Origin of the sequence: Streptomyces sp. NPDC005866 (assembly GCF_040629895.1) — a bacterium.
Taxonomy (GTDB): Bacteria; Actinomycetota; Actinomycetes; order Streptomycetales; family Streptomycetaceae; genus Streptomyces.
In genome coordinates, this window is record NZ_JBEXWP010000012.1 from 1 (window position 1) to 25388 (window position 25388).

Sequence of the window (25388 nt, forward strand, 5' to 3'; positions counted from 1 at the left end):
TGGTACTGCAGGGGGGACCCTGTGGGAGAGTAGGACACCGCCGAACAAACATTGGGAAAGGCCCACGCCATGACGGCGTGGGCCTTTCTGCGTTTACGGCTGCGTTTAAGCTCGGTGGCATGCGCTACGACCTGGTCATCCTCGACAACGACGGCGTGCTCGTCGACAGCGAGCCCATCTCCAACCGTCTCCTGGCCGCCTATCTCACCGAGCTAGGGCATCCCACCTCCTACGAGGAATCCATACGGGACTACATGGGATCCGCGATGCACCGGGTCCATGACCTCGTCCAGGAGCGCACGGGTCAGCGGCTGCCCGACGACTTCGACGACGTCTTCCATGCGCGGGTGTTCGCCTCCTTCGAAGAGGAGTTGAAGCCCGTCGCCGGGGTGGCGGAGGTGCTTGAGCAGCTGGCGGCGGACGGGGTGCCGTACTGCGTGGGGTCGTCCGGGAGTCATGAGCGGATTCGGGTGGGGCATCGGGCGACCGGCCTTGACCGGTGGTTCGACGAGTCGCGGATCTTCAGTTCGCAGGACGTGGGGAGGGGCAAGCCGGCGCCGGATCTCTTCCTGTACGCGGCCGAGCGGATGGGGGCCGCGCCGGGGCGTTGTGCCGTCGTGGAGGACAGTCCGCTGGGTGTGCAGGCGGCTGTCGCGGCCGGTATGGACGTGTACGGGTTCACGGCTATGACGCCGGCCGACAGGCTCCGAGGGGCAACTCAACTCTTCTCTGATATGGGGCAGTTGGCTGACCTGCTGGAATGACTGAGGGCATCGCGGCGGCGCTGACAATTGTCATGCCGAGCTCCGGACGATCGTTTCTACTGGGGAACCCCGCCCCGGCGTGAAGCTGAGGGCATGACGAAGACGACGAACGCCGGGTCCCGGAACAACAACCAGGGCAAGCAGCAGCCCAGCGTGCTGGTGAACTTCAAGCCGCTGATCGTGGACGTGGCGGTTCCCCTCGGGTCGTACTACCTCTTCAAGGGCGCCTTCGGGATGAGCACCTTCGCGGCGCTCGCCTGGAGCAGTGTGGTGCCGGCTCTGCGGACGGTGTGGAGCGTGGTCAAGGAGCGGCGGGGCAACGCGTTCGCGGGGCTCATCCTGCTGGTGAACCTGGTGTCGTTGGCGCTGAGCTTCGTCTCCGGGGACCCGCGGCTGATGCTCGCCAAGGACAGCGGGGTCAGCAGCGCGATCGGGATCGCGATTCTGGTGTCGGTGGTGATGGGCCGGCCGATGATGACCGAGGGTCTCAAGCCGTTCGTGCTGAAGGGCGACGAGGCCAGGGCGGCGGCCTTCGAGGGACTGCGGTCCGGGTCCGCCGCGTTCCGGCGGTCGGAGCGTATCTATTCGCTGGTGTGGGGTGTGCTGCTGCTCGCCGAGTGTGTGGTGCGGGTCGTGGGGGCGTACACCCTGCCCGTGGACACCATGGTGTGGCTCGGCACGGTCATTCTGGTCAGCGTGATCGTCATCGGGATGGTGGTCAGCGGGGGACTCGCCGCCGAGCCGATGGCCCGGATGATCTCCGCCGAGGTGAAGGCCACGGAGGATGCCGCGGAGGACTCCGAGGAGGACGCTTCGGAGGATGCCGAGGACACCGTGAAGCGTGAGGTGGCCGTCGCCGCCTGACGCCACCGACAGTAAAGCTGAAGGGAATTCATCTTTGGCTGGATCTACCCACGAGTACGCCGGGGCCCTACGCTCGCCGCCATGACAGATGTGCTGCGGCGCGGTAGGGCCTCGTTGGCGTTCAGCTTCTTCACGCAGGGCGCCACGTTCGCGCTGCTCGTGACGCGCATTCCCGCCATCCAGGACCGGTACGGCGTCTCCGACGCGCTGCTGCCGGTCTTTCTCGCCGCCGTGCCGATCCTGGCCGGCGTCGGCAGTGTGACCACCGAGCAGTTGGTGAAGCGCATACGGCCCAGCCGGCTGCTGCGCTGGTCCCAGCCCGTGGTGATGCTGGCGCTGCTCGGGGTCGGAGCCGGCGGGAACATGGCCGAGTTGGCGGTCGCGCTGGGAGTGTTCGGGCTGGCCGTGGGGGCGCTGGACGCCTCGATGAACATGCTCGGGGTGAGCCTGCAGCGGACGTACGGGCGCAGCATCATGCTCAGCTTCCATGCCGTGTACAGCCTGGGCGGGATTCTGGGGGCTTCGCTGGCGTGGGTGGGGGCGCACTGGCATCTCACGCTGTGGGTGTCGTATCTGCCGGTCGCGGCGGTGCTGTTGCCGGCGGCGCTGGTGGGGAGCCGGTGGTATGTGGACGGCGAGCCCGCGCCGGTCGAGGACGGGGCGCGTACGAGTGCGGGCGGCGGTGTCGTCTTCAAGCTGCTGCTGCCGCTGTGTCTGGTGATGACCTTCGCCTACATCGGGGACTCGACCGTCTCCAACTGGAGTGCGAAGTATCTGAAGGACGTGCTGGGGAGCAGTGAGCAGATGGCCACCGTGCCGTACAACGTGTACATGGTGACCACGCTGGTCGGGCGGGCCATCGGGGACTTCGGGGTACGGCGGTTCGGGGCCGTGGCGGTCGTACGGCTGGGGACGCTGGTGGCGGCCGCCGGGTTCGCGGTGGTGGCGGGTGCGTCCGGGGCGTGGGTGGGGATGGTCGGGTTCACTCTGCTGGGGCTGGGTTTGTGTGTGCTGGTGCCGCAGACCTTCGCGGCGGCCGGGCGGTTGTTCCCGGCGCATTCGGATGCGGCCATCGCCCGGCTGAACATCTTCAACTATGTCGGGTTCCTGATCGGTTCGCCGTTGGTGGGCGCTCTGGGCGACGCGTGGAGCTATCGCGGGGCGATGCTGGTGCCGATGGCGTTGGTGCTGGTGACGTTGGTGTACGCCCGTTCGTTCGCGGCTCGGCCGGACCGATACGGTGGCGGGCATGAGCGGCCGCGCACAGCTGATGTGGGACGAGGCAGTAACGGGCTATGACTTCGGTCCGGGCCATCCGATGGATCCGGTCCGGCTGGCGTTGACCCGGAGACTCGTCGACGCCTTCGAGCTCGATCGGGTGGTGGATGTCGTCGCGGCGAAGCCGGCCGGGGAGTCGACACTGCGGCTGGTGCACCGGGAGGACTACATCGAGGCGGTGAAGGCGGCTTCGGCGGATCCCGCGGCGGCTGATCAGTCGTATGGGCTGGGGACGCTGGATGATCCCGCGTTCGCCGGTATGCATGACGCGTCCGCGTTGATCGCCGGGCAGTCGGTGGGGGCCGCGGAGGCGGTGTGGCGCGGGGACGTCGAGCACGCCGTGAACTTCGCGGGTGGGTTGCATCACGCGATGCCGGGGGCGGCTTCGGGCTTCTGTATCTACAACGACGCTTCGCTTGCCATCGCCCGGTTGCTGGAGCTCGGGGCCGAGCGGGTCGCCTATGTCGACGTCGATGTGCATCACGGGGACGGGGTGCAGGCCGCGTTCTGGGAGGATCCGCGGGTTCTGACGATCTCGCTGCATGAGCATCCTCGGACGCTGTTCCCGCAGACCGGGTGGCCGGAGGAGGTCGGGTCCGGGGCGGGGGAGGGCGCCGCGGTGAACCTGGCGTTGCCTGCGGGGACCGGGGACGCGGGGTGGTTGCGGGCGTTTCACGCGGTCGTGCCGGAGCTGGTCGCCGACTTCCGGCCGCAGGTGCTGGTCACCCAGCACGGCGCCGACACGCATTTCGAGGATCCGTTGGCGCATCTCGCCGTCTCGCTGGACGCGCAGCGGGCTGTGCAGGTGGCCTGCCATGAGCTGGCGCACGAGTACGCCGGGGGGAAGTGGGTCGCGTTGGGGGGCGGAGGGTACGAGGTGGTGGATGTCGTGCCTCGGTCGTGGACGCATCTGGTGGCGATCGCCGCGGGGCGGGAGATCGAGCCCGGGACGCTGGTTCCTGAGAGGTGGCGGCAGGAAGTGTTCGCCCGGACCCGGCAGTTGGGGCCGGGGCGGATGACGGACGGGCGTTGGCCGGTGGGGTGGGCGGAGTGGGAGGCGGGGTACGACCCGGCTGATCGCCTGGACCAGGCGGTGCTGGCCACTCGGCGGGCTGTGTTTCCGTTGCGGGGGTTGTTGGCGTAGGGGTTTTCTCGCCCCCGCCCCGCCACCGCCCTGGGATGTGCCTAATCCTTACGCCAACCGTGCGGTGTTCGTCTGTTCTCGGGTTCTTCGGGGGCTGTGTCCGTCACCATCTCAGCCGTGTGGAGTGTCGGTGAGCTTCGGGCGTATCTGGTGGCCGTTGGGCTTGCCGGGGTTGTGGCTACCTCCCGGGAGCGGAGTCTTCGGTGTTATCGGCTGTTCGCGGCTCGGGATCCTCGGGCGTTGATCGGTATTGATCCGCAAGGCGGGTGGAGCGAGCGCGAGTTGGTTCGGTTGATGGCGGGCAAGTGTGGGGTTTCGGACGATCCTCGGTGTGTTTCAGGGCATGATGTGATCGATCCTGAACTCACCGTGGCTGCGCTGGATGCCTTCGCGGAGCGGGTGGGGGATGTGGCCCGGCGGCGGGCGCCCGTGTTGTTCGGGACCGGGCACCCGCATCGGCTGATCGGCTTCTACGCCGGTCTCGCGGACGCGTTGTCGGCGGCGGGATGTGAGGTCCTCACCCCCGCGCAGGGTCGCTGTGTCGACATAACGACCCGGTTCGGTCTACGTACATGCAACCTTGATTACGTACAAGGTGTCGGGTTGGTGCGGGAATCGGGAGGTGAACGCCCCGGTTGTGCGCCGGGTACGCACACGCATTCACCGCTGCCGGTTCGCGTGGCGCTGGATGCGGCGGCCGGCGGTGGCGGGCCGTTGCCCGAGCTGGTGGTGGGGGACCACGGGTGGGTCTGCGGTGCTGGTCAGCTGGGGTTTGAGGCCATTGGGCTGGCGGATACGGATGACCCTGCGCTCTTTGTGGGGGAGGCCGAGGGGGTCGTGTCCGTCGCCGTTCCGGTTGATGACGGCGTGCGGTCTGATTACTACACGCCGCTCACCCGCTACGTACTCAATCGAGCGTGTCTGTCACAGTAGGCCGCCGATGGGTGCACCTCTTCCCCACTCGCATCACACGCCCCTACATTGGGGAGTGAGCACGCAACGACGAAGAGTCACCGGAAGGGGAAGCCGGTGGCCCGTCGAGTGCGGAAGGTTCAGGTGTTGTCATGGCAGCTGGCGAGAGGCCTCTCAACGAGGTTGTGTTCCTTACCGTGGCGGAGGTTGCCGCGGTGATGCGAGTGTCGAAGATGACCGTGTACCGGCTGGTGCACAGCGGTCATCTGCCCGCGATTCGGGTGGGGCGGTCCTTCCGCGTGCCCGAGCAAGCGGTACACGAGTACCTTCGCGAGAGCTATGTGGGGGTGGAGACCGCCTGACGACGGTTTCGGGATACCCGGAGCACCTCGATTACGACCTCAGCGCTCGGGCGGGTAGGCTGGCCCCTCGTAGGTCGTATGGGCCCATGGCGCCCAGCACCGAGTGATGAGAAGTGAGCGAGGGTAGTCGTGGGCTCTGTTATCAAGAAGCGGCGCAAGCGGATGGCCAAGAAGAAGCACCGCAAGCTGCTCAAGCGCACGCGCGTTCAGCGCCGTAACAAGAAGTAATTACGGCGCCGAGCCGCGAGAGCTTGTGTATGGCCCCCCACCGCTACGGTGGGGGGCCATACACATTTTCCGGCCGCGATGACTCGCCCTGGCCCGCTTGGGGGCATGCCGGCGCAACCTCAACCCGCTAAGTTGGCCCGCATACGGGAACACGGAAGAAAGGCGCTGATCTTGGGGAAGGTCGTGCTCGTGACCGGAGTGGCCCGTCAACTTGGGGGCCGGTTCGTCCGACGGGTCCAGCGTGATCCCGAAGTGGACCGGGTCGTAGCCGTGGACGCGGTGCCGCCGGGGCACCACTTGGGCGGGGCCGACTTCATCCAGACCGACATCCGCCAGCCGACCATCGCCCGCGTCCTCGCCGAGACCGGCGCCGACACCGTCGTCCACATGGACGTGACCGGTACGCCCCTCGGCAGCGGGAGCCGGGCCACCGTCAAAGAGACCAATGTCATCGGCACCATGCAGTTGCTCGGCGCCTGTCAGAAGTCGCCGAACGTCAAGCGGCTGGTGATCAAGTCCAGTACGAACGTGTACGGCTCCGCGCCGAAGGATCCCGCGGTCTTCACGGAGACCACCCCGCCGAAATCGCTGCCCAGTGGCGGGTTCGCCAAGGACACGGTCGAGGTGGAGGGATATGTGCGCGGGTTCGCCAGGAGGCGACCCGATGTGGCGGTGTGCGTGCTGCGGTTCGCCAATATTCTCGGGCCGACCGCCGATACTCCGCTCGCGTCCTATTTCTCGCTGCCCGTGCTGCCCACCGTCTTCGGGTACGACCCCCGGCTGCAGTTCGTGCACGAGGACGATGTGATCGACGTCCTGCGGATCGCCTCGCGCGAGCCGGCGCGGGGGACCCTGAACAGCGGCACGTTCAATATCGCGGGGGACGGCGTGCTCCTGCTCTCGCAGTGTTCGCGGCGGCTGGGGCGGCCCACCGTGCCGCTGCTGCTGCCGGCGGTCACCTGGGCCGGGTCCCTGGTGCGGACGCTCGGCATGAGCGACTTCTCGCCCGAGCAGATCCGGCTGCTGACGCACGGCCGGGTGGTCGCCACCGACCAGATGCGCGAGACGCTGGGATTCCAGCCGAGGTACACGACGGCGGAGACGTTCGCGGACTTCGTGCGCGCCGGAGCCCCGGGGCTGCTGCCGCCGCAGGCGGTGGCCGCGGCCGTCGACCGGATCGCCGCCCTGCCCGTCCTGAGCGGCGGGAAGACACCGACGCAGAGCGCCAACTGAGGAGCGCAACACGATGGCGGACGCCAAGGTCATTCCGTTCGACGACGACCGGTCCCGCGGGGCCGCCGTGCAGCGGCCGGCCCGGCGCCGGGGTCCGGGGAGCCGGCGCAAGGGCGGCGGCGAGCAGGCGGCGGTGCGCGAGTCCGGGGTGGTGCGTGAGGTCCAGCCTCTCGCCGGGCGGACCCCCACGCAGGAGGATGAACATGTGACCCGGGAGAGCCCCGAGACGGGCGTGGAGGAGCCGCACGACGACGCCGGCCTTGAGCAGCGCGTCGCACGCGGTCTCGCGTTTCTGCGGCGCCGGCTGACCGGGGACTACGAGGTCGACGACTTCGGGTACGACGAGGAGTTGACCGACCACGTCCTGATGTCCATGCTGCGGCCGGTGTACGAGAAGTACTTCCGGGTCGACGTGAAGGGCATGGAGAACATCCCGGCCGAGGGCGGTGCGCTGATCGTCGCCAACCACTCCGGGACGCTGCCGCTTGACGGGCTGATGATGCAGGTCGCCGTGCACGACCAGCACCCGGCGAATCGTCACCTCAGGCTGCTGGCGGCCGACCTGGTCTTCGTGCTGCCGGTGGTGAACGAACTGGCGCGCAAGCTCGGGCACACGCTCGCGTGCGCGGAGGACGCCGAGCGGCTGCTGGGTCAGGGTGAGCTGGTCGGGGTGATGCCGGAAGGGTTCAAGGGCATCGGGAAGCCGTTCAGCGAGCGGTACAAGCTCCAGCGGTTCGGGCGGGGCGGGTTCGTCTCGACCGCGTTGCGGCAGGGGGCGCCGATCATTCCCTGCTCGATCGTGGGGGCCGAGGAGATCTACCCGATGCTCGGCAACGCGAAGACGCTGGCGCGGGTGCTGGGGATTCCGTACTTTCCACTGACGCCGACGTTTCCCTGGCTCGGGCCGCTCGGGGCGGTTCCGCTGCCGACGAAGTGGACGATTCAGTTCGGGGAGCCGATCCCTACGGAGGGCTACCCGCCGGAGGCCGCCGAGGATCCGATGCTGATGTTCAATCTGACGGATCAGGTGCGGGAGCAGATTCAGCACACGCTGTACAAGTTGCTTGTGCAGCGGCGGTCGGTGTTCTTCTGAGTGGCGATACGTCGAATGGGGTGCCCCTCGATTGAGAGGCACCCCATTCGACGTCAGTCGCTCGCGTCCTGGCTGTCGATGCCCAGGCCCGGCAGCAGACCCGGGAGGAGCGGCGGCAAGGTGACATCCGGTTCCGCGGACGGGGACTTGCCCGTCGACGGGGTCGCGCTGCCGCCCGTGCCGGTCTTCGGGGGGTCCAGGAGGCCGCCCGTCGTACCGCCGATCAGGCCGTTGTCGGCGTTTCCGGAGGCCGAGCCGCTGGGGCTGCCGGTGCCGGACTCGTGGCCGGAGGAGGAACTGCCGGAGGACGACGGGGCCGTCGACCGGTGGCTGCCGGAGGAACCGGTGGACGCCGTGCCGGAGCCCTCCCTGCCGGTGCCGCCCCCGGTGCTCTGGGACGGCTGGGGGAGCAGGGACTGCAGCGGGGCGACCTCTTCGTCTATGGCGTCGAAGACCGACGACACCTGCTGGCTGACGTCCCCGAGTTGGACCGGGAGCTTTTCGCGCAGGGCGCCCCAGGCATCTCGGTGGGACTGGGCGAAGGCGGACAGGGCCTGGATGGGGCCCAGCGAGTTCGGATCGCGCTCGTACGCCTCGTGGAGCAGCCGGTGCCCCTCGGTGACGTCGTGCTGCATACCGGACAGGGTATGGCGGATCTCGCCGATGGACTCGTGGTCGAGGTGGCCGCCACGGCCCCGGTCCATCAGCCGGCGGGCCTCCATCAGCCGGGTCGAGGCCTGGTCGAGGTAGGTCTGGCCGCGTTGGTCGTTGCCGTCGGACAGACAGTTGAGCTTGAAGTCCTCGATGCCGCGTTTGAGGCCGTAGAGCGAGTCGCCGGGCAGCGCGTCGGAGCTGGCGGCGGCCACCCCGCCGAAGGCTCCGGCGGCCACACCGACGCTCAGGCCGCCCGCGGCGAGCCCCTTGGTGAGCCGGGAACGCGGTCGCAACTTGCCCAGCGGACTGGCCCGGTGCGCGCCCTTGGACCGGTGGGTGCGCTGCTCTGGAACCGACGCGTCCGCCGCCCCGCCCAGGGTGCCCTCCGCCAGCATGGCCTCCATCGCGGCCACCAGCTGGGCCCTCTGGACGACCTTGACCTCCGGGTCGAGCACCGGCTTGGGCAGCTCGGCGAGCCCTGTCGCCAGGGCCAACAGCTCACCCTGCTCGGTCCGTTCGGCCCGATCCGCCGCGGCCGGCGGATCGCCCGCCGGTCCCTCGGACCGCACGGCCGCCGGGTCCCGGTCGGGCTGCTCCTCCAAGGCCTGGGCGAAGGCGTTCGCCCGCCGGTGCGCCGATACGTTCGCGATCACTGGCGGCACCTCCTCTCGTCATGACGGTCGACTCCCCAGGGGGTCCTGAGGGTTGCACGCCCTCGACCGATCCACACGATCGTGTGATCGGGGTCTACCAGGACGTGACCACAGGGAGCCTGTATCCCGCACAACGAGCGGCTCGGCACTTGGGTTACGGACGACCGTTGATCGGCTGAGAAAGGCAACAGGCCTTCACCGACCGTGAGTTGGGTATCGCTGAGCGTGCCCGGCTCAGCGTGCGTCGTCCGGAAGGAGCCGGGCGAGAGTGCGCACGGCCCGGTACTGGAGGGTCTTGATGGCGCCCTCGTTCTTGCCCATGACGCGGGCGGTCTCGGCGACCGAGAGGCCCTGGAGGAAGCGGAGCGTCACGCACTCCTGCTGCTGGGGGTTGAGGCGTCGTACGGCGTCGAGCAGTGCCGCGTTCGAGAGGGACTCCAGGACGGAGTCCTCCGGGGAGCGCTCGACCTCGTTGGCGTCGAGCATCTCGCCGGTGGTGACCTCCAGCCGGAAACGGCTCGACTTGAAGTGGTCGGCGACCAGGTTGCGGGCGATGGTGACCAGCCAGGCGCCGAAGTCGCGGCCCTGCCAGGTGAAGGTGCCGATCCTTCTCAGGGCGCGCAGGAACGTCTCGCTGGTGAGGTCCTCGGCGGTCGCCTTGCCGCCGACGCGGTAGTAGATGTAGCGGTACACGGTGTCGCTGTACTGGTCGTAGAGGCGGCCGAAGGCGTCGGACTCGCCGGCCTGGGCGCGCTCCACGAGGTCCATCATCCGGGCGCTGTCGCTGTCCGCCGCCGGGCGGCGGGCGGTGGCGGCGGTGCTGGTGGCGCGGCCGCGTCTGACGACGGCCGCGCTGCTGTCGGCCAGTGCGTAGCACGGGCCGATCGGTGCGGCGGTGGCGAGGGCGGTGTACGCGGTCGGGACAAGGCCGCGCAGCGTCTCTTTGACCGTTGCGCGCAGCGTAGCCAGGCCCGAGGCGTCAACCCCGACGTGTGGGTACACGGGACTCCCAGAGGCAGAGCTTCCATCACGTGCAGTGCGGGACCGTTCACCCGTCGTAGCGACGGAGGGGTACCGGTTTGCGTCTGAGGAGAATAACGCTTCGTGCAGGCACTGCTACACCGAGTTGCTCAAATCATCGATTGCGTCGCTTCTGTAACCGGTTTGGGATGGTTCAAGAGCCGCAACGTGATCAGTTGTTGATCAGAAAGATGCGTGTTGAGGCAGAGTCGAGGGCGTGTTGGGATGACTGCGCGATAATTCGGGCGCGCGAGGATTTTGGGGGGCGGCGTGTCGTACGGGTGAGCGGGGGGCGGGGAGGGGGCCGCTCACCGGCGCCGGCGGGGTGCCGCCCCTTCAGGTGAGCGGGGAACCGCGCAACCAGCCCCCACCGGGCCGCGGTGGCGTACGGCCCGGGCTATCGACGCCGTCGGCTCAACGCGATCGCCGCCGCTGTGCCACCGGCGACCGCGCCCACCCCGGCCGCCGCCGGGATGCCCACCTTCGCCGCCTTGCGGCCCGTCCGGTAGTCCCGGAGCCGCCAGTCCATCTCCCGTGCGTGCTTGCGCAGCTTCGTGTCCGGGTTGATGGCGTACGGGTGGCCGACCAGGGACAGCATCGGGATGTCGTTGTGGGAGTCGCTGTAGGCCGCGCAGCGGGAGAGGTCAAGGCCCTCGGCGGCGGCGAGGGCGCGTACCGCCTCGGCCTTCGCAGGACCGTGCAGGGGCTCGCCGACCAGCTTGCCCGTGTAGACGCCGCCGACCGACTCGGCGACCGTGCCGAGCGCTCCCGTCAGGCCCAGGCGGCGGGCGATCACGCCGGCGATCTCCACCGGCGCCGCCGTGACGAGCCACACCTTCTGGCCCGCGTCAAGGTGGGCCTGGGCGAGGGCGCGGGTGCCGGGCCAGATGCGCTCGGCCATGTACTCGTCGTAGATCTCCTCGCCGATGGTCTGGAGCTCGGCCACCCGGTGGCCCTTGACGATGGACAGGGCGGAGTCCCGCGCGTCCTGGATGTGCTGCGGGTCCTCGACGCCGGCCAGCCGGAACCACGCCTGCTGCCAGGCGAACTTGGCCAGGTCGCGGGTCTCGAAGAACTTCCGCTTGTACAGGCCCCGGCCGAAGTGGAAGATGGCGGCGCCCTGCATCACCGTGTTGTCGAGGTCGAAGAACGCGGCGGCCTTGTCGTCGCCGAGTACCGGGAACTGCGGTTCCGCGGCGTCCGGGGACAAGGGCCTCACGGCCGGAGCCGACGCGTCCTCGGCCAGGGCTTCCTGGCTCTTGCGCGCGGCCTCCGCCGAGGCCTCGCCTGCCAACACGCTCCGCGCCGTGGCGGAACGCCTACGGGGAGTGAGCCATCCGAGAGCGGCCATGTCGTGAGCATAGCCAGTCTGTTCGGTGGTCCCGGAGTCGCGCGAGTTGGGTGGGCATGAACTCTCCGCGACCGGTCCGTTAAACAGGCAGTCGAAAAGGGCGCGGCAGGGCAGGACAATGGACCGCATGAGTCCTCTCTTCGGCCGGAAGGCACCTGCGTCTCGTGCGCATCTGGTCACTCTGATCCGTAAGCCGGGTTGTCATTTGTGCGATGACGCACAGGTCGTGGTCGAGAAGGTGTGCGGCGACCTGGGTGTTGCCTGGGAGCGGAAGGACATCACCCAGGATTCGCAACTTCACGATCTGTACTGGGAGCAGATTCCGGTCGTACTCGTCGACGGTGAACAGCACACCTTCTGGCGTGTGAACGAAGAGCGGCTCCGCAAGGCACTGACTGACTAGTCCAAACGGGCCGGAAAGTCGCTTAGGATCGACGGCGGCTGGTCTCGGGGGCGGGATTCATGAGGAGTGTGTACCGTTTTGCCCCCATGCAAGAAGGAGCGCGAGCGCGTCTGCGCCGGTTCCCCGCGAACGCGCGGGGGGCGCGTGACCCCGGTCACGTTGGCCGGGCAAATCGGACATCATCTTTGTGCACGCGTTCACAAAGACATAGCCTGCTGTGGACGGGGCGGTCTGGGAACGTGTGACCGTCCGCAGCCCCGCTCTACCCGCAGGAGCACCGTGGCAACTGGCCGAACTCACCGACCGGCGACCCGCAGCCGAGGGATCCCCGAGGCCACCGTCGCCAGGCTTCCGCTGTACCTCCGTGCCCTGACCGCACTGTCGGAGCGCTCGGTACCCACGGTCTCCTCCGAGGAACTGGCGGCCGCCGCGGGGGTCAACTCCGCGAAGCTGCGCAAGGACTTCTCCTACCTGGGCTCGTACGGAACGCGCGGTGTCGGCTACGACGTCGAATATCTCGTCTACCAGATCTCCCGTGAGCTGGGTCTGACCCAGGACTGGCCGGTCGTGATCGTCGGTATCGGAAATCTGGGTGCCGCCCTCGCCAACTACGGCGGGTTCGCCTCCCGTGGCTTCCGGGTCGCCGCCCTCATAGACGCCGACCCGGCGATGACCGGGCGGCAGGTCGCCGGGATCGCCGTGCAGCACAGCGACGACCTGGAGAAGATCGTCTCCGACAACGGCGTCTCCATCGGCGTCATCACCACCCCGCCGGGCGTCGCCCAGCAGGTCTGCGACCGGCTCGTGGCCGCCGGGGTCACCTCCATCCTGAACTTCGCGCCGACCGTGCTGACCGTCCCGGACGGCGTCGACGTGCGCAAGGTCGACCTCTCCATCGAGCTGCAGATCCTCGCCTTCCACGAGCAGCGCAAGGCCGGCGAGGAGCAGGAGGCGGCGGTCCCGCCCGTCGCCGCGCACCGGGAGGCCACCGAGCAGGGACCCGACGGGGACGTACCCGCCGTGATGCCGGCATGAGTGTCCTCGTCGTCGGGCTGAGCCACCGCAGCGCCCCGGTCAGCGTCCTGGAGCGGGCCGCGCTCACCGCGGACGCCCAGGTCAAGCTGGTCCAGGACACGGTCGCCGCCGAGCCGGCCAGCGAGGCCGCGGTGCTCGCCACCTGCAACCGCATCGAGCTCTACGCCGACGTGGACAAGTTCCACGCCGGTGTCGCCGAGCTGTCCACGCTGCTCGCCCAGCACAGCGGGGTCGGCCTCGACGAGCTCACCCCTTATCTCTACGTGCACTACGAGGACCGGGCCGTCCACCATCTGTTCTCGGTGGCCTGCGGGCTGGACTCGATGGTCGTGGGCGAAGGGCAGATCCTCGGCCAGATCAAGGACTCGCTAGCCCTGGCACAGGAGCTGAACAGCGCCGGCCGGCTGATGAACGACCTCTTCCAGCAGGGGCTCAGGGTCGGCAAGCGCGCTCACTCCGAAACCGGGATCGACCGGGCCGGACAGTCCCTGGTCACCTTCGGTCTGGAACAGCTCGCCGCCGGCACCGACCCCGAGGCCTGGGCGCAGGGCAGGAAGGCGCTGGTCATCGGCGCCGGTTCGATGTCCTCGCTGGCCGCCGCCACGCTGGCGCGGGCGGGCGTCGCGGAGATCGTGGTGGCCAACCGCACGTACGACCGTGCGGAGCGGCTCGCGCAGATCCTGAACGAGGCCGACGACACGGACGTGGTGGCCCGCGCGGTACCGATGGACTCGGTGCCGGTCGAGCTGACACGTGCCGACGTCGCCGTCTCCTGCACCGGGGCGACCGGGCTGGTCCTCACGGCCGACGCGGTCGCGGCGGCGGTCGAGGGGCGCACCGGTGAGCCCGTCGCGCAGATCGAGGACGACCGTCCCGCGCAGACCGTGCAGCGGCCCACCGGCATCGGCGCCGACGAGAACTGCCCGCTCGACCTCACGGCCGCGCAGAGCGGTTTCTCCGTGATGGGCGAGGCCGCCGTCGCCGGGATGGCCGCCGCCGAGCTGGAGCAGCACGCGGCCTGGGTGGACAACGGCACGGTCGACATCCGCGAGGCCGGACGCCATACGCCCGACGCGGAGCTGATCGGCGCGCTCGCCGCGACCGCCGCCCGGATGGGGCGCATCCCCGAGCTGCGCAAACCCGAGCCGGTCGCCGGCTTCGTCCGGCCCGCCCCCGCACTCTTCCTCCTCGACCTCGCCATGCCCCGCGACATCGACGCAGCCGCGCACCGGCTGGCCGGGGTGCGGCTGGTGGACATCGAGTCGCTGGCGGAAGCCTCCGCCGACGCGCCGATGGCCGCCGACGTCGACCAGGTCCGCCGTATCGTCGCCGACGAGGTGGCCGCCTTCGGGGCGGCGCAGCGGGCCGCGCACATCACACCGACCGTGGTCGCGCTGCGCACCATGGCCGCCGATGTGATGGCCGGCGAGATCGCGCGGCTCGACGGGCGCCTGCCGGACCTGGACGAACGGCAGCGCGGGGAGATCAGGCAGGCCGTGCACCGGGTCGTCGACAAACTGCTGCACGCGCCGACCGTACGGGTCAAGGAGCTCGCGGCCGAGCCCGGCGGTGCCGGGTACGCCGACGCGCTGCGGACCCTGTTCGACCTCGACCCCGAGACGGTGGCCTCCGTTTCCCGGGCCGTGGACAGCACAGACAAGAAGGACCGACCGGCATGAGTGACAACCCACTGCGACTGGGGACCAGGCGATCCAGACTCGCCCTGGCCCAGTCCGGGCGAGTGGCGGAAGCCGTGAGCCAGGTGACCGGACGGCCCGTCGAGCTCGTCGAGATCACCACCTACGGCGACACCACCCGCGAGCACCTCGCACAGATCGGCGGCACGGGAGTCTTCGTGACCGCCCTGCGGGACGCGCTGCTGCACGGCGAGGTCGACTTCGCGGTTCACTCGCTCAAGGACCTCCCGACCACGCAGCCCCAGGACCTGGTCCTGGCCGCCGTACCGGTGCGCGAGGACCCGCGCGACGTGATCGTCGCCCGGGACGCGCTGAAGTTCACCGACCTGCCGCGCGGGGCGCGCATCGGCACGGGTTCGCCGCGCCGGATGGCGCAGCTGAACGCGTACGCGCGCGGCCACGGGCTGGACGTCGAGACCGTCCCGGTCCGCGGGAACGTGGACACGCGGATCGGACATGTACGCGACGGCGAACTGGACGCGGTGGTGCTGGCCGCGGCCGGACTGAGCCGCATCGGCCGCATCGACGAGGTGACCGACTTCCTGTCGGTCGACACGGTTCTGCCCGCCCCCGGCCAGGGGGCACTGGCGATCGAATGCGCCGCGGACAACGCGTCGCTGGTCGCCGCGCTCGGGGAACTCGACGACCCGTTCACGCGGTTCGCCGTGACCGCCGAGCGATCACTGCTCGCCGCCCTGGAGGCCGGCTGCTCCGCCCCTGTGGGCGCGCTGGCCGACCTTCTGGCCGACGGGCAGACTGTCAAGGAAATGCGCCTGCGTGGCGTCGTCGGCACGACCGACGGCACACGGATGGTGCAGTTGTCCACCACCGGTCCCGTGCCCGAGACAAACGACCAGGCGACGGCGCTCGGTCGCGAACTCGCCACCGAGATGCTTGCCCAGGGCGCGGCCGGTCTGATGGGGGAGCGAGCACATTGAGCCCCACCAACCTTCCCGCCGGCCTTGAACACGGGCACGTCACCTTCCTGGGTGCCGGACCCGGGGATCCGGGACTGCTGACCTTGCGTGCCGTGGAGGCACTGTCCAGCGCGGACGTCCTGGTCGCCGAGCACGATGTGCTCGACGTGATCAGAGCACACGCCAGGCAGGGCGTCTCCGTCGTGCCGACGGATCCGGATCCTTCGTCGGAGCCGTATCCGGGCACAGGCACGCCTCAACTAACGGTTGTTGACGGAGCGTCAACCACCGCTGCGCTCCCGCCCGCGCGGGATGCCGCTCATCTTGTCATGGAGGCCGCGCGGGGTGGCAGGCGGGTCGTCCGTGCGGTGTCCGGGGACCCGGGACTTGATACGTACGCGACCGAGGAAATGCTCGCCTGCGTCGCCGCCGGTGTGCCCTTCGAGGTCGTACCGGGTGTAGCGACGGCGGTGGGCGTACCCGCGTACGCCGGTGTGCCGCTGCGGGACGCGCAGGGCGCGGATGTCCGGTTCGTGGACGCGCGGACGGCCTCCGACCGGTGCTGGACCGAGGTGGGTGCCTCGGACGGCACGGTCGTCGTGTCGACGACCCTCGACTCGGTGGCCGCGGCCGCCGGGGAACTGGTCGCCGCCGGCCGTAAGCCGGACACCCCGATGACGGTCACCGTCGCCGGTACCACGACCCGGCAGCGGACCTGGACCGCCACCCTCGGCACCGTCGCACAGACCCTGAAGCAGGCGAAGGTACTGCCCTCGCCGGACGGCGGCCGGCAGGTGATAGCCGTGGTCGGTGACCGGTCCGCCGCCGCACAGCGCGACCAGCTGTCGTGGTTCGAGTCCAAGCCGCTGTTCGGCTGGAAGGTGCTCGTGCCGCGGACGAAGGAGCAGGCGGCGACCCTCTCCGACCAGCTGCGCTCGTACGGCGCCGTACCGCACGAGGTGCCCACGATCGCCGTCGAACCGCCGCGCACCCCCCAGCAGATGGAGCGCGCGGTCAAGGGCCTGGTCACCGGGCGGTACGAGTGGATCGCCTTCACCTCGGTGAACGCGGTCAAGGCCGTGCGGGAGAAGTTCGAGGAGTACGGGCTCGACGCGCGCGCCTTCGCGGGCATCAAGGTCGCGGCGGTCGGGGAGCAGACCGCGAAGGCGCTGGTCGCCTTCGGCGTGAAGCCGGACCTGGTGCCGTCGGGTGAACAGTCCGCCGCCGGACTCCTTGACGACTGGCCGCCGTACGACCCGGTCTTCGACCCGATCGACCGCGTGTTCCTGCCGCGGGCCGACATCGCCACGGAGACGCTGATCGCCGGGCTCATCGAGCTGGGCTGGGAGGTGGACGACGTCACGGCCTACCGGACCGTGCGGGCGTCGCCGCCGCCGGCCGACACCCGGGAGGCGATCAAGGGCGGTGGCTTCGACGCGGTTCTCTTCACGTCGTCGTCCACCGTGCGGAACCTGGTGGGTATCGCCGGGAAGCCGCACAACGTGACGATCATCGCGTGCATCGGTCCCGCCACGGCCAAGACGGCCGAGGAACACGGGCTGCGGGTGGACGTGATGGCTCCGGAGCCGTCGGTCGCGAAGCTGGCGGAGGCGCTGGCGGAGTTCGGGCTGCGGCGGCGGGCCGCCGCGGTGGAGGCCGGGGATCCGGTGACGCGGCCGAGCGAGCGGCGGCCGGGGGCCCGGCGGCGGCGTAGCACCACGTGAGGCACCGGGGGCTGGGGGCCGCGCCCCCCAGGCCCCCGGCTCATGAGCCAAGGGCTGCCGACGCCACGTCGGCAAGTGCGCCCAGGTGACCGGCGTAGCGTAGGGGACATGACGAAGTACGGCTCCTTCCCCGGCACGCGGCCGCGTCGGCTGCGGACCACCCCCGTCATGCGGCGCATGGTCGCCGAGACGCGGCTGCACCCCGCGGACTTCATCCTCCCGGCGTTCGTGCGCGAGGGTGTCGGCGCACCGGTGCCGATCGCCGCCATGCCCGGCGTCGTGCAGCACACCCGGGACACCCTGAAGAAGGCGGCCCTGGAGGCCGTCGAGGCGGGGATCTCCGGGATCATGCTGTTCGGTGTGCCGGAGGAGGGCAAGAAGGACGCCCTCGGCACGCCCGGCACCGACCCGGACGGGATTCTGCAGGTCGCGCTGCGGGACGTGCGGGCCGAGGTCGGCGACGAACTGCTCGTGATGTCGGACCTCTGTCTGGACGAGACGACCGACCACGGGCACTGCGGGGTGCTGGACGCCGAGGGGCGCGTCGACAACGACGCCACCCTTGAGCGGTACGCCGAGATGGCCCAGGTGCAGGCCGACGCGGGCGCCCATGTCGTCGCGCCCAGCGGGATGATGGACGGGCAGATCGGTGTCGTCCGCGACGCCCTCGACCAGATCGGGCGGGAGGACGTCGCCGTCCTCGCCTACACCGCCAAGTACGCCTCCGCCTTCTACGGGCCCTTCCGGGAGGCCGTCGGCTCGTCCCTCGAGGGAGACCGGAAGACCTACCAGCAGGACCCCGCCAATGTGCGGGAGTCCCTGCGGGAGCTGGCCCTGGACCTGGAGGAGGGGGCCGACATGGTGATGGTCAAACCGGCCGGGCCCTACCTCGACATCCTCGCCCGGGTCGCCGGCTCCGTGGACGTGCCGGTCGCCGCCTACCAGATCTCCGGCGAGTACTCGATGATCGAGGCCGCCGCCGAGAAGGGCTGGATCGACCGCGACCGGGCCATTCTGGAGACACTGACCGGCATCAAGCGGGCTGGCGCGCAGAACGTCCTCACCTACTGGGCCGTGGAGGCCGCGCGGATGCTGGGCTGATCCGTTAGGGAGCAGAGGTGGTGCCCGCTGTGAGTTCTCGCAGCGGGCACTGCCAAGTCCCCTGCGCAGTTAGGTTGTCGACCCCGGAGGATCGACACCACCAGGGCACACCCGGCCCGCGTCTACGACGTCTTCCTCGGCGGCCAGGATCACTACCCCGCCGACCTCGCCGCGGCTCCGCCGCGCTCTCCGCCAACCTGCGCGGCTACCTCGACGTCCGGCACAACCGGGACTTCCCGTGGCCCGCCTAAGAGTTCCCGCTGGGCGGCGCGGCCTGGCGGGCCGCGTCGTCGGCGGGCTGAGCGAGGGAGGCGGCGGAGGGGCCCTCGTCGCGCACGCCCTCGCCGCCCCGGCAGCCGCTGAGGGTGGTCGCGGCGACCAGTGCCAGGGCCGCCGCCAGGAAACGGCGGCGGCGAGCCGCCGGGGTGGGACGCGTGGCGGACATGCGAGGGCTCCCTTGACGTCGTCGGCATGATCGGCGCGGTCGGCGATCTCGTGTGCCCCCAGCCTGTGGGGCAGGGCGCCCGGACCGCCAGACCCCGCGGGCGATTTGGGACGAGTCAGCCCGGTCCACGCGCCTGACCTGCACGGATCCCACCCCGTGGGACGGCAGTACGGGACGCCTGCGGAGCCGGATAAGGGGGCATGTCCCTCTGGCGCCGGTGAGCCCTTCCACACCGGCGAGGGACTCAGCGGCTGAGGCGGGTCAGTCCCACCAGAAGTGCCACAGCCGCTCGCCGACCAGCTGCTCGGCGTACGACGAGAGGGTGTCGTCGGCGCCGGACAGCACGGTGTCGGGGCAGAACGCGAAGTGCTCGGCGGCGACCGCCTCCGCCTCGTCGAGGTCGGCGGGCGGGGCGGCCACGGAGACGGCGAGATGGTCCAGGCCGAGGGCCACCACACGTATGCCGAAGCGGTCCTCCCAGGAGCGCAGCACCGCGCACAGCCGGGCCACGTCCTCCTCGTAGTTCACCGGACCGCTCCAGCCGATGGCCGCCGGTATGTCCGCGCTGCGCCGGGCCGAAACCAGCGCCAGATGCGGCTCCTTGAGCCAGGGCCGACCCTGGCTCAGCGCGTCGGCGACATCGGCGGCCCGCGCGTCCGGGTCGGCGACCAGTGCCGGGGCGAGGGCGAGCCCCGGCCACTCCTCGCCGTCCGGCGGGTCCTCCTCCCAGTAGTCCTCCAGCACCTCGTCGGCGTCGTGATCCCCGGGGTACGACGTCTCCCCGGGCGCGAAGTCCCAGTCGTCGACCTCGGTCACGTCGATGAGCACCGGCAGCAGCCCCGCGCGGGCGGCCGGCGCGCCCAGCGCGGTCCAGGTCCCGGGTCCGGCGGGCTGCCCGGCGTACCACAGCAACGGCTGGTGCCAGGGGCCGTCGAGGGTGTCGTCCAGCAGTGTCCCGGGCGGGAGTTGGAGCCCCAGGGAACGACCGCTCGGGTCGGTCGCCAGCCTGGGCAGCGGGTTGGGAAGAGTCGCCATGCCACAGACTGTAAGGGCGCCCACTGACAACGACGGTTGCGATCACATGAAGCGTCAGGTCAGCCCCCGCCGCAACCTCGGCGCCGGTGCCGTCGACGGAGTCGTCGGAGCCCACACGATCCGCGGCGTTGCAGCGCTACCTGAACTGGTTCGGCTACAACCTCGCCGTCGACGGCGCCGCAGGACCGGCGACCAGGGCCGCGTTCTGAGACTTCAACTCCAGCGGCTGCTGAGCCCGCGAACACGGACGGTCCGCCCCCTCTCAAGGGGCGGACCGTCCGTCGTCGTCTGGTTCAGAGGCGCTCGGGCGTCCTGATGCCGAGCAGGGCCATGCCCTGGTGGAGGGTCCGCGCCGTCACGTCGCACAGGAACAGGCGGTTCTCCACCTGCTCCGGCGTCTCCGCCTTCAGCACCGGGCACTTGTCGTAGAACGTCGTGTAGAGGGACGCCAGCTGGTACAGGTAAGCCGCCAGCTTGTGCGGGGCGTACTCCGTCGCCGCCTCCGCGACCGTCTCCGCGAACGCGTCCGCGTGCAGGCCCAGCGCCCTCTCCGCCTCGTGCAGTTCCAGCTCCGGGTGCGCGGCCGGCCCCACCTCGCCCGCCTTCCGCAGGATCGAGCGGACACGGGCGTACGCGTACTGGAGGTAGACGCTCGTGTCGCCGTTCAGCGAGACCATCTGGTCCAGGTCGAACTTGTAGTCCCGGTTCGCCGACGTCGACAGGTCCGCGTACTTCACCGCGCCGATGCCCACCTGGGCGCCCCGCTCGGCGATCTCCGCCTCGGACAGGTCCTGAGCCTTCTCCCGTACGACGGCGGAGGCGCGGTCGATCGCCTCGTCAAGGAGGTCGACCAGCCGTACCGTCTCGCCCTCACGGGTCTTGAACGGCTTGCCGTCCTTGCCGAGGACCGTGCCGAAGGCCAGCTGGTACGCCGCCACGTCGTCGTTGAGCCAGCCCGCCCTGCGCGCCGTCTGGAACACCATCTTGAAGTGCAGGGACTGCCGGGCGTCCACGACGTAGAGGAGGCTGTTCGCCTTCAGGTTGAAGACCCGGTCGCGGATCGCCGACAGGTCGGTGGCCGCGTAGCCGTAACCGCCGTCCGACTTCTGGACGATCAGCGGGACCGGGTTGCCGTCCGGGCCCTTGATGTCGTCGAAGAAGACACAGAGGGCGCCCTCCGAGCGGACCGCCACCCCGGACTCCTCCAGGAGACGGCAGGTCTCGGCCAGCATGTCGTTGTACCCGGACTCGCCGACGATGTCGGCGTCCCGGACCTCCATGTCCAGCTTCTCGAAGACCGAGAAGAAGTAGATCTTCGACTCGTCGACGAACTTCTGCCAGGTGGCGAGCGTGTGCGGGTCGCCGGCCTGGAGGTCGACCACCCGACGCCGGGCCCTGGTCTTGAACTCCTCGTCCGAGTCGAACAGCTTCCGCGCGGCCTTGTAGAGGCGGTCGAGGTTCGACATCGCCTCCTCGCCGCTCACCTCGCCGGCCTTGTGGTCCAGCTCGTGCGGGTGCTCGTCCAGGTACTGGATGAGCATGCCGAACTGGGTGCCCCAGTCGCCGATGTGGTGGCGCCGGACCACGTTCTCGCCGGTGAACTCCAGGAGCTGGACGAGTGCGTCGCCGATCACCGCGGAGCGCAGATGGCCGACGTGCATCTCCTTCGCCACGTTCGGCTGTGCGTAGTCGATCACGGTGGTGCCGGGGTGCGCGGCGAGGGGCACGCCGAGGCGGCCGGTGTCGTCGGCGTAGCGCGCGGCCAGGTTCGACGTGATCGCCCGGTCGGAGATCGTGATGTTGAGGAAGCCGGGGCCGGAGACCTCGACGTCCTTGATCAGGTCCTCGCCGGTGACGATGTGGGAGACGACCTGCGTCGCCAGCTCCCGGGGGTTGGCCTTAGCCTTCTTGGCGAGGGCGAGGATGCCGTTCGCCTGGTAGTCGGCCCGGTCGCTGCGTCGCAGCAGCGGGTCGACGGCGGCCTCCGGCAGGGTTGCCGAGAGGGCGTTCGCGAGGCGCTGATTGACGAGACCGGTGAGCGACGTGACCGAGGCCATGGAGTGGGAGCCGTTCTCCTCGTGGATTGATGGATGGAGTCAGTATCCCACGGAGGGTAAAGCGGTTTTCCGCCCGCGGATCGCGGCAGCACACGCGTGGGCGCCGGTGACGAAAAGCCGTTTTCGTGGATGCGGCCTCGGCTGGGACAATGGAGCGGTCAGCCGTGCGACCGTACCGGCTGCCCCATGTCAGAAAGAAGGACGTGCCGATCGTGGCTCAGAGCACCGAGACCACCGACTGGGTCTCCCGTTTCGCGGATGAGGTCATCGAGGAGTCGGAGCGTCGGGCCCCGGGCAAACCGGTCGTCGTCGCGTCCGGCCTCTCCCCGTCCGGCCCCATCCACCTCGGGAACCTGCGCGAGGTCATGACCCCGCACCTGGTCGCGGACGAGATCCGGCGGCGCGGGTACCAGGTGCGGCATCTGATCTCCTGGGACGACTACGACCGGTACCGCAAGGTGCCGGCGGGCGTCGCCGGCGTCGACGAGTCCTGGGCCGAGCACATCGGCAAGCCGCTCACCTCCGTGCCCGCCCCCGAGGGGTCCGCGTACCCGAACTGGGCCGAGCACTTCAAGGCCGCGATGACCGAGTCGCTGGCCGAGCTGGGCGTGCAGTTCGACGGGATCAGCCAGACCGCCCAGTACACCTCCGGGGTGTACCGGGAGCAGATCCTGCACGCCATGAAGCACCGCGGTGACATCGACGCGATCCTCGCCCAGTACCGGACCAAGAAGGCCCCTGCGAAGAAGCAGCAGCAGAAAGCCGCCGACGAGGCCGAGCTGGAGGCCGAGGAGGGCTCGGGCGCGGCGAGCGAGGACGACGGTTCCGCGGGCTCCGCCGGATACTTCCCGTACAAGCCGTACTGCGGCGGCTGCGGGAAGGACCTGACGACCGTCACGTCGTACGACGACGACACCACCGAGCTGACGTACGTCTGCACCGCGTGCGGGTTCGGCGAGACCGTCCGGCTGAGCGAGTTCAACCGCGGCAAGCTGGTCTGGAAGGTCGACTGGCCGATGCGCTGGGCGTACGAGGGTGTCATCTTCGAGCCGAGCGGTGTCGACCACTCCTCGCCGGGGTCGAGCTTCCAGGTGGGCGGGCAGATCGTCGGGATCTTCGGCGGGAAGCAGCCCATCGGGCCCATGTACGCGTTCGTGGGCATCAGCGGAATGGCGAAGATGTCCTCCTCGCGCGGTGGCGTGCCCACGCCCGCCGACGCCCTGAAGATCATGGAGCCGCAGCTCCTGCGCTGGCTCTACGCCCGCCGCCGGCCCAACCAGTCCTTCAAGATCGCCTTCGACCAGGAGATCCAGCGGCTCTACGACGAGTGGGACAAGCTGGACGCGAAGGTGAGCGAGGGCACCGCGCTGCCCGCCGACGTCGCCGGGCACTCGCGTGCGGTGGGCACTGCCGCCGGTGAGCTGCCGCGCACCCCGCGGCCGCTGCCGTACCGCACGCTGGCGTCGGTCGCCGACATCACCGCCGGACACGAGGACCAGGCACTGCGGATCCTCAGCGAGCTGGACCCGTCGAACCCGCTGGGGTCGGTGGACGACGCGCGGCCGCGGTACGACAAGGCCGAGGCCTGGATCAACACCCAGGTGCCGGCCGATCAGCGCACCATCGTGCGGGACGAGCCGGACGCCGAGCTGCTGAAGTCCCTCGACGAGGCGTCCCAGCAGTCGGTACGGCTGCTGCTCGACGGGCTCGCCGACCACTGGTCGCTGGACGGGCTGACCCACCTCGTGTACGGCGTGCCCAAGGTGCAGGCCGGGTTCTCCGCCGACGCGACCGCCAAGGAGCTGCCGGCTGAGATCAAGACGGCCCAGCGGACGTTCTTCGCGCTGCTGTACCACCTGCTCGTGGGACGCGACACCGGGCCCCGGCTGCCCACGCTGCTGCTCGCCGTGGGGCAGGAGCGGGTGCGGCGGCTGCTCGGGGAGTAGGCCGACACGAACAAGGGGCCCTCTGGTCAGAGGGCCCCTTTTTCATGACGTAGTACGCCCTACGCGATGTGGTCTTCCTGCAGTTCCGCCGTGTGACGGTTGGTGAAGCGGTTGACCATGCGTTCCGCCTCGCGCTGCGGGAGGGTGGTGCCGTACGTCGCCTCCACGTCGCCCCTGAACTGGCTCGAGCTGGGGTAGCCCCCGTCTATGGACTTCTTGAAGACCAGGTAGAAGTCTTCCTCGGTCGGCTCCGGGGGGCCGCCGCCCTCGCCGAGCTCACGGGTCCGGCCGGGGCCGGAGGGGATGGGGAAGCTGCCGGTCGTCTCCGAGGGGGACTCCTCGGGGAGGGGCCGCTGCTCCGGCGGGAACTGTTCTTCCGCGAACTGGGCCGGCGGGAACTGCTGTTGCTGCCTGATCAGTTCCTGCTGGTACTGCTCCTGCTGGTACTGCTGCTGTCGCTGCCAGGCGGCGTACTGCTCCTCCTCGGTGTACTGGGGCTCGAACGTCGGGTCGTAGTCGCCCTGGTACTCGATCTGCTGGGGGTCCCTCGCGTGCAGCCAGGGGTTCAGCTGAGGGTCGGGCTCCGGCTCCGCTTCGTACGCGGGCTGCTCGACGTGGCGGCTGGGTACCAGTTCGGGGCGCTGCTCCCCGGGAGGTGCCGCTTGCCGCGGGACGGGCGCCGCCCCAGCGGAGCGACTGCCCGCGGCTACGGCGGGTGCCTCCGCAGCCGAGATGGCCGGCCGTGAGGGCAGCTCTATGCCCGCCGCCGCCAGGCCCTCCGGGGCCGTCTCCGCCAGGGGGACGCCGTAGCGGGCCAGCCGCAGGGGCATCAGGGACTCCACCGGGGCCTTGCGGCGCCACGCCCTGCCGAAGCGGGAGCGCAGTCTCGCCTGGTAGACGAGACGTTCCTGCTCCAGCTTGATGACCTGGTCGTAGGAGCGCAGCTCCCACAGCTTCATCCGGCGCCACAGGAGGAACGTGGGGACCGGGGAGAGGAGCCAGCGGGTGAGGCGGACCCCCTCCATGTGCTTGTCCGCCGTGATGTCCGCGATGCGGCCGATCGCGTGGCGGGCGGCCTCGACGGCGACCACGAACAGGATCGGGATCACCGCGTGCATGCCCACGCCCAGCGGGTCCGGCCAGGCCGCCGCGCCGTTGAACGCGATCGTCGAGATGGTCAGCAGCCAGGCCGTCTGCCGCAGCAGCGGGAAGGGTATGCGGATCCAGGTGAGAAGCAAATCCAGGGAGAGCAGGACGCAGATGCCCGCGTCGATGCCTATCGGGAAGACGTAGGCGAAGTTCCCGAAGCCCTTCTTGATGGCCAGCTCACGGACGGCCGCGTACGAGCCGGCGAAGCCGATACCGGCGATGATCATCGCGCCGGCCACGACCACGCCGATGAGAACGCGGTGCATCCGAGTCAGCTGCATTGGCGCGGCCACCCGTACTCCCCTCCCCTTGCGTGTTGTTGC

24 protein-coding genes and 1 pseudogene are annotated in these 25388 nt (G+C 69.9%); 18 read left to right on the forward strand and 7 right to left on the reverse strand.

The genetic code is table 11. The features are described from left to right. The first annotated feature begins 119 nt into the window (after positions 1-119). The 9 genes from ABZ396_RS19025 (at position 120) to ABZ396_RS19065 (ending at position 7878) form a co-directional block, all read left to right on the forward strand. Positions 120-764 carry an HAD family hydrolase gene (locus ABZ396_RS19025; protein ID WP_358924153.1) on the forward strand — a complete coding sequence of 215 codons (645 nt, stop codon included), beginning with the start codon at positions 120-122 and terminating at the stop codon, positions 762-764. A 93-nt stretch (positions 765-857) separates the two neighbouring features. After that, a complete protein-coding gene (locus ABZ396_RS19030; RefSeq protein WP_358924154.1) occupies positions 858-1628 on the forward strand; it encodes a VC0807 family protein in 771 nt (256 codons plus the stop codon). Positions 1629-1709: 81 nt separating this feature from the next. Continuing rightward, entirely contained in the window at positions 1710-2927 is a 1218-nt protein-coding gene (locus ABZ396_RS19035) for an MFS transporter (RefSeq protein WP_358924156.1), read from the forward strand. Next, on the forward strand, positions 2878-4050 hold the full coding sequence (locus ABZ396_RS19040; RefSeq protein ID WP_358924158.1) for an acetoin utilization protein AcuC: 1173 nt from the start codon (positions 2878-2880) through the stop codon (positions 4048-4050). The genes ABZ396_RS19035 and ABZ396_RS19040 overlap by 50 nt, the downstream gene beginning before the upstream one ends. Before the next feature lie 117 nt (positions 4051-4167). Further along, positions 4168-4983: a phosphatase gene (locus tag ABZ396_RS19045; RefSeq protein ID WP_358924246.1), complete on the forward strand. Its 816-nt coding sequence runs from the start codon at positions 4168-4170 to the stop codon at positions 4981-4983. A 131-nt stretch (positions 4984-5114) separates the two neighbouring features. Continuing rightward, complete coding sequence (locus tag ABZ396_RS19050; protein ID WP_067299677.1) at positions 5115-5324, forward strand: helix-turn-helix domain-containing protein; 210 nt, start codon at positions 5115-5117, stop codon at positions 5322-5324. A 129-nt stretch (positions 5325-5453) separates the two neighbouring features. Further along, positions 5454-5552 (forward strand): AURKAIP1/COX24 domain-containing protein, encoded by a 99-nt coding sequence (locus tag ABZ396_RS19055; RefSeq protein ID WP_003948845.1) that lies wholly within the window; start codon positions 5454-5456, stop codon positions 5550-5552. Positions 5553-5723: 171 nt separating this feature from the next. Then, the gene (locus ABZ396_RS19060; protein ID WP_358924160.1) at positions 5724-6785 is read left to right on the forward strand and encodes an NAD-dependent epimerase/dehydratase family protein; all 1062 of its coding nucleotides are present in this window, start codon (positions 5724-5726) and stop codon (positions 6783-6785) included. Between the two features lie 13 nt (positions 6786-6798). After that, entirely contained in the window at positions 6799-7878 is a 1080-nt protein-coding gene (locus ABZ396_RS19065) for a lysophospholipid acyltransferase family protein (RefSeq protein ID WP_358924162.1), read from the forward strand. 53 nt (positions 7879-7931) lie between these two features. On the opposite strand, the gene ABZ396_RS19070 is transcribed toward ABZ396_RS19065, so the two are convergent. From ABZ396_RS19070 to ABZ396_RS19080, 3 genes are all read right to left on the reverse strand, one after another. Then, positions 7932-9185: a DUF5667 domain-containing protein gene (locus ABZ396_RS19070; RefSeq protein ID WP_358924163.1), complete on the reverse strand. Its 1254-nt coding sequence runs from the start codon at positions 9183-9185 to the stop codon at positions 7932-7934. 234 nt (positions 9186-9419) lie between these two features. Further along, positions 9420-10187, reverse strand: coding sequence for an ECF subfamily RNA polymerase sigma factor, BldN family (locus ABZ396_RS19075; protein ID WP_358924164.1), 768 nt, complete (start codon positions 10185-10187; stop codon positions 9420-9422). 415 nt (positions 10188-10602) lie between these two features. Beyond that, a complete protein-coding gene (locus ABZ396_RS19080) occupies positions 10603-11556 on the reverse strand; it encodes an HAD-IB family hydrolase (protein WP_358924165.1) in 954 nt (317 codons plus the stop codon). Between the two features lie 127 nt (positions 11557-11683). On the opposite strand from ABZ396_RS19080, the gene ABZ396_RS19085 reads away from it, so the two are divergent. From ABZ396_RS19085 to ABZ396_RS19115, 7 genes and pseudogenes are all read left to right on the forward strand, one after another. Further along, entirely contained in the window at positions 11684-11959 is a 276-nt protein-coding gene (locus ABZ396_RS19085; protein WP_358924167.1) for a glutaredoxin family protein, read from the forward strand. Between the two features lie 279 nt (positions 11960-12238). After that, positions 12239-12994, forward strand: coding sequence for a redox-sensing transcriptional repressor Rex (locus ABZ396_RS19090; protein WP_358924169.1), 756 nt, complete (start codon positions 12239-12241; stop codon positions 12992-12994). Further along, positions 12991-14673 carry a glutamyl-tRNA reductase gene (locus ABZ396_RS19095; RefSeq protein ID WP_358924171.1) on the forward strand — a complete coding sequence of 561 codons (1683 nt, stop codon included), beginning with the start codon at positions 12991-12993 and terminating at the stop codon, positions 14671-14673. Before ABZ396_RS19090 ends, ABZ396_RS19095 begins: the two co-directional genes overlap by 4 nt. Beyond that, positions 14670-15629 carry a hydroxymethylbilane synthase gene (hemC, locus tag ABZ396_RS19100; protein WP_358924173.1) on the forward strand — a complete coding sequence of 320 codons (960 nt, stop codon included), beginning with the start codon at positions 14670-14672 and terminating at the stop codon, positions 15627-15629. The genes ABZ396_RS19095 and hemC overlap by 4 nt, the downstream gene beginning before the upstream one ends. Further along, positions 15626-17332, forward strand: a complete 1707-nt coding sequence (locus ABZ396_RS19105; RefSeq protein ID WP_358924175.1) for a uroporphyrinogen-III synthase — start codon at positions 15626-15628, stop codon at positions 17330-17332. The genes hemC and ABZ396_RS19105 overlap by 4 nt, the downstream gene beginning before the upstream one ends. 108 nt (positions 17333-17440) lie before the next feature. Continuing rightward, positions 17441-18433, forward strand: a complete 993-nt coding sequence (gene hemB, locus ABZ396_RS19110; protein WP_358924177.1) for a porphobilinogen synthase — start codon at positions 17441-17443, stop codon at positions 18431-18433. Between the two features lie 90 nt (positions 18434-18523). Next, a pseudogene (locus tag ABZ396_RS19115) lies at positions 18524-18669 on the forward strand (SAM-dependent methyltransferase); the annotation flags it as partial. Positions 18670-18680: 11 nt separating this feature from the next. On the opposite strand, the gene ABZ396_RS19120 reads toward ABZ396_RS19115, so the two are convergent. Next, positions 18681-18878, reverse strand: a complete 198-nt coding sequence (locus ABZ396_RS19120) for a hypothetical protein (RefSeq protein WP_358924178.1) — start codon at positions 18876-18878, stop codon at positions 18681-18683. A 261-nt stretch (positions 18879-19139) separates the two neighbouring features. Continuing rightward, positions 19140-19913, reverse strand: coding sequence for a DUF4253 domain-containing protein (locus ABZ396_RS19125; protein WP_358924179.1), 774 nt, complete (start codon positions 19911-19913; stop codon positions 19140-19142). An 86-nt stretch (positions 19914-19999) separates the two neighbouring features. Between ABZ396_RS19125 and ABZ396_RS19130 the strand changes: the two genes are divergently transcribed. After that, complete coding sequence (locus ABZ396_RS19130; protein ID WP_358924180.1) at positions 20000-20122, forward strand: peptidoglycan-binding domain-containing protein; 123 nt, start codon at positions 20000-20002, stop codon at positions 20120-20122. Positions 20123-20206: 84 nt separating this feature from the next. Here ABZ396_RS19130 and argS read toward each other — a convergent pair whose 3' ends face one another. Further along, a complete protein-coding gene (argS, locus tag ABZ396_RS19135) occupies positions 20207-21970 on the reverse strand; it encodes an arginine--tRNA ligase (protein ID WP_358924182.1) in 1764 nt (587 codons plus the stop codon). A 203-nt stretch (positions 21971-22173) separates the two neighbouring features. Here argS and lysS point away from each other — a divergent pair, with 203 nt between their 5' ends. Next, the gene (lysS, locus tag ABZ396_RS19140; RefSeq protein WP_358924248.1) at positions 22174-23916 is read left to right on the forward strand and encodes a lysine--tRNA ligase; all 1743 of its coding nucleotides are present in this window, start codon (positions 22174-22176) and stop codon (positions 23914-23916) included. A 59-nt stretch (positions 23917-23975) separates the two neighbouring features. Here the strand turns inward: lysS and ABZ396_RS19145 are convergent, their stop codons facing one another. Next, a complete protein-coding gene (locus ABZ396_RS19145) occupies positions 23976-25331 on the reverse strand; it encodes a DUF2637 domain-containing protein (RefSeq protein ID WP_358924184.1) in 1356 nt (451 codons plus the stop codon). Positions 25332-25388: the final 57 nt, after the last annotated feature.